The organism is Mycobacterium sp., from assembly GCF_050701675.1.
Lineage (GTDB): Bacteria > Actinomycetota > Actinomycetes > Mycobacteriales > Mycobacteriaceae > Mycobacterium.
Window position 1 is genome coordinate 1 of the sequence record NZ_JBOGDD010000775.1, and the last position, 3,308, is coordinate 3,308.

A 3,308-nucleotide genomic window follows, 5' to 3' on the forward strand; every position below is an offset into this window, starting at 1 on the left:
GGGCTGCATACCTGGGTAACGCGGACCCGCAGGTCGCGGTCCCCGCGCGCCGGACGGACCTGAGCGGGCTCCCGCCAGCGTGGATCGGGGTCGGCACGCTGGACCTCTTTCACGACGAGGACCTCGCTTACGCCGAGCGGCTGCGCGAGGCGGGCGTGCCGTGTCACATCGAGGAGATCCCTGGAGCGTTCCACGGCTTCGATGGCCTGGCGCCCAAGGCGAAGGTCTCGCAATCGTTCTTCGCCAGCCAGTGCGCCATGTTGAAGCGAGCCTTGGCCCCGCACGCCGCGTGACGTTCCGATTGTTGGGATCGGTAGACGCGTCTGCGCTCTGTACTCAACGCCATGACGAGGCCAACCAGGCAGCGCATCGCGAAGGGAATGCAGCAATGAACATCGTGCCCACCCGCATCGAGGAACAGATCAAGCGCGTCGACCGCACCAAGAGTCGAGGCATCGGCATCGCCTGCGGCGTCGTCGCGCTGTGGTGCGCCTATCGCCTGCTCTGGCTGCTCTACGCGGCTACGGCGTTCTCCAGCGTCGGCTTCTCCGCGGTGTCGCTGGTCTTCCCGTTCGTCCTGTGGGGCGTCATCGGTGTCGTCGCGGTCATCGGGGCGATCGGCTTCCTCGCCAACGCCAAGCGGACCTGACACCCGGCGGCGGCTGCCAAGGGCGACAACTGTTCGGGGAGAGCTGAATTGGCGACGAGGGGTCGCCAATTCAGCGGCTGAACTTCTCGATCGCGTCCAAGGTGACCGGCGTGAAGTAGTTGACGAGGTTGCCGTCTGGGTCGCGGAACAGGATGGAGCGGTTGCCCCATGGCATCGTGGTCGGCGTTTGCACCCACTCCGCGACCATGGGCCTGAGTCGCTCGTATTCGCCGTCGACGTCGTCGACCTTGAACTCGATGATGACGGTGTGGTTGTCGGCGGCCCTGGCGGCGCCCTCGCCGAAGGCCGCGACGGTGTCGGTGTGGCCGATCGCCAGCGTGAACGACGGCATGTTCAACTCGGCGAACAGCGGCGTGTAGCGCGTGGCTGCGATGCCGGTGATTCGTTCATAGAAGCCGGCCATGCCGTCGACGTCATCGGTGATCATGCGAATGGAAACGAGATTCATGGCGTCTTCTCCCTTGGTCGACGTGAAACGCTACGCTACCGTAGCGTAGCGCTATGACAGAATGGCACGATGCCGCACGAGCGTGACGCCAGCGAGGTGGACGGTCGGATCAGGAAGTCCCGGGATCGCATCTTGACCAGCGCGTTCGAGATTCTCGGACAGAGAGGGATCGGGGGGTTCAGCGTCGATGAAGTCGCCCGTCGATCGGGGGTCGCGAAGACCACGATCTACCGCCACTGGGCATCTCGTGAGGCACTGGTCCTCGACGCGGCGTCGCGGATCAGCGCCGAGCAGGACGTCCCCGATTCGGGCTCCCTCGAGGGTGACCTGGTGGCCATCCTGGTGAACCTCGGTCATCTGCTGAGCACCGCCCGCTGGTCGTCGGTGGTGCCGTCGATCGTCGACGTCGCCGAGCGGGATCCGGAGTTCGCTGCCGTCCACGGGACGATTCAGCGGGGCCATGCAGCTCCCATCAGGACGGTCCTCGAGCGGGCCGTCGGGCGAGGTGAACTCTCGGAGAGTACCGACGTGTCGACCATGGTCTCGGGGTTGGTGGGACCCCTCTACTACCGTCGCTGGTTCTCGCGGGAACCCATCGACGACGGATTCGTCGTGACGATCGTGAAGGGCGTACTCGGAGCCGCGGGACGTCGGTGAGGTTCGGCGGCACGCGGGTTGGGCGATGGTTCACCGGTCTGTGTGATGTACGCATACCCCGTCGATGAATGTCATGTCGACGGCGGTTCGTTCACGGTGGCACTGGATTTCCTGTTGACCGGATTCGGAGAACCCGGCGATGGGGGTCTGCCGGCAGCTTGAACACGCCACCGGTGGTGCGATTCTCCTCAGGCGGTAATCCGCATCTCGGTGACTTTGTGGTCGGCGACACGGAATGTGAACGTGCTGGGTCCGTTGAAACCGTCGCCGCCGACCTGGGCGATCACGACGACCTCGGCGTCATCGGTGAAGTAAAAGTGAATCAGATTCAACGTCACGCGTTTTCCGATGAACTCGCCATCACTCCAGTGTCGGATCTCCTCGGATCCGTGGAATCTGCGTCCCCAATCGTCGACGACTCCCCGGTGTGGGGCGAAGGCCGCCAAGAAAGCGTCGGTGTCACCGAGATTGGCGGCGTCGATCAGTGTGCGTACCTCCGGGGTCAATACAGGGGGCATCATCGTCCTTCGTCGTTGGGTGTCGTTGGTTGGCGCCCACAGGGTGTGGCGGCCGGTTCGTCCGGCACGCTGGATTTGGTCACGGTCACGAAGAACGCACAGATTGCGGTAGATCGTCTCGAGAACTACCTCCGTTTCGCGGCGTCCGTTGATGCGGCGGCGCAACTCTGCGGTCGTCAGAGGGCGCGTAGCGGCGGCGAGTTCGGATAGCAGGATGCATCGGAGGTCTCGCGCTCCCTTGTCGCGGTTGATCATTCGCCGCCTACGCTCGTCGGGGGATTCGTCATCGCTAGCGGGTGGTGTAGCCGCCGTTGGCGAGGATGGTCTGTCCGGTGATCCACCATCCGTCGCTGACCAGGAACCGCACCAGTGGCACGATGTCTCGCGGGTCGGTCAGCCCGGTGTCGGTGAACTTCGAGAGGTCGGCGGCATTCTGGTTGTACTCAGCTGAATCCTTGGTCTCTTGGCCGTAGAAGAAGGGCGTCTCCATTGGGCCTGGTGCTACCGCGTTGACTGAGATCCCGCGTCCCCCGAACTCTTTGGACGCCGCACGGGTGAAGTGCTCGACGGGAGCCTTGGAGCCGGCGTAGATCGAATACTGGCCGGTGAAGGCGGATAGCAGCGAGGTCACCACGGTCAGAAGCTTCCCTCGGTCCGAAAGGTGCTCTCCGGCTTGCTGGATGAAGAACAGCGCAGTCTTGGCGTTGATCGCAAAGATCTTGTCGTAATCGTCTTCGGTGATCTCCGAGAGTGGCTTCTTGATGACCATGCCGGTGGTGTTGATCGCAATGTCGATCGACCCCATCGCGCTCTTGGCGTCGGCGAACAATTTCGTCACCGCCGCTGCGCCGGTGAGATCCGCCTGCAGTAGATGCGCGGCCGCCCCGGATTCCTCGATGGCCAACGCAGTTTCTTCGGCGGCTGCCCGGGTGGATTCGCTGTTGTAGTGCACAGCGACACCTCGCGCTCCCTGTGCCGCGAGGTCACGTGAGATCAATCCGCCCAGATTCTTCGC

6 protein-coding genes are annotated in these 3,308 nt (G+C 63.8%); 3 read left to right on the forward strand and 3 right to left on the reverse strand.

Annotated features, from left to right (window positions below):
• Positions 1 to 293 (forward strand): alpha/beta hydrolase (locus ACRDUX_RS23745; RefSeq protein WP_526417114.1); only part of this gene is annotated, 293 nt, incomplete at its 5' end.
• Positions 294 to 388: 95 nt separating this feature from the next.
• On the forward strand, positions 389 to 649 hold the full coding sequence (locus ACRDUX_RS23750; RefSeq protein WP_526417116.1) for a hypothetical protein: 261 nt from the start codon (positions 389 to 391) through the stop codon (positions 647 to 649).
• 70 nt (positions 650 to 719) lie between these two features.
• On the opposite strand, the gene ACRDUX_RS23755 is transcribed toward ACRDUX_RS23750, so the two are convergent.
• Positions 720 to 1,118: a VOC family protein gene (locus ACRDUX_RS23755; protein ID WP_526417117.1), complete on the reverse strand. Its 399-nt coding sequence runs from the start codon at positions 1,116 to 1,118 to the stop codon at positions 720 to 722.
• A gap of 69 nt (positions 1,119 to 1,187) precedes the next feature.
• On the opposite strand from ACRDUX_RS23755, the gene ACRDUX_RS23760 reads away from it, so the two are divergent.
• Entirely contained in the window at positions 1,188 to 1,775 is a 588-nt protein-coding gene (locus ACRDUX_RS23760) for a TetR/AcrR family transcriptional regulator (protein ID WP_526417119.1), read from the forward strand.
• A 188-nt stretch (positions 1,776 to 1,963) separates the two neighbouring features.
• On the opposite strand, the gene ACRDUX_RS23765 is transcribed toward ACRDUX_RS23760, so the two are convergent.
• The gene (locus tag ACRDUX_RS23765) at positions 1,964 to 2,293 is read right to left on the reverse strand and encodes a nuclear transport factor 2 family protein (RefSeq protein WP_526417122.1); all 330 of its coding nucleotides are present in this window, start codon (positions 2,291 to 2,293) and stop codon (positions 1,964 to 1,966) included.
• A 289-nt stretch (positions 2,294 to 2,582) separates the two neighbouring features.
• Positions 2,583 to 3,308, reverse strand: a 726-nt coding sequence (locus tag ACRDUX_RS23770; protein WP_526417120.1) for an SDR family oxidoreductase, incomplete at its 5' end; no start/stop codon positions are given.

Excerpts from the sequence above, each read along its gene's own strand:
- ACRDUX_RS23750 (WP_526417116.1), top strand. The coding sequence starts at position 389 with ATGAACATCGTGCCCACCCGCATCGAGGAACAGATCAAGCGCGTCGAC.
- ACRDUX_RS23755 (WP_526417117.1), bottom strand. The coding sequence starts at position 1,118 with ATGAATCTCGTTTCCATTCGCATGATCACCGATGACGTCGACGGCATG.
- ACRDUX_RS23760 (WP_526417119.1), top strand. The coding sequence starts at position 1,188 with ATGCCGCACGAGCGTGACGCCAGCGAGGTGGACGGTCGGATCAGGAAG.
- ACRDUX_RS23765 (WP_526417122.1), bottom strand. The coding sequence starts at position 2,293 with ATGCCCCCTGTATTGACCCCGGAGGTACGCACACTGATCGACGCCGCC.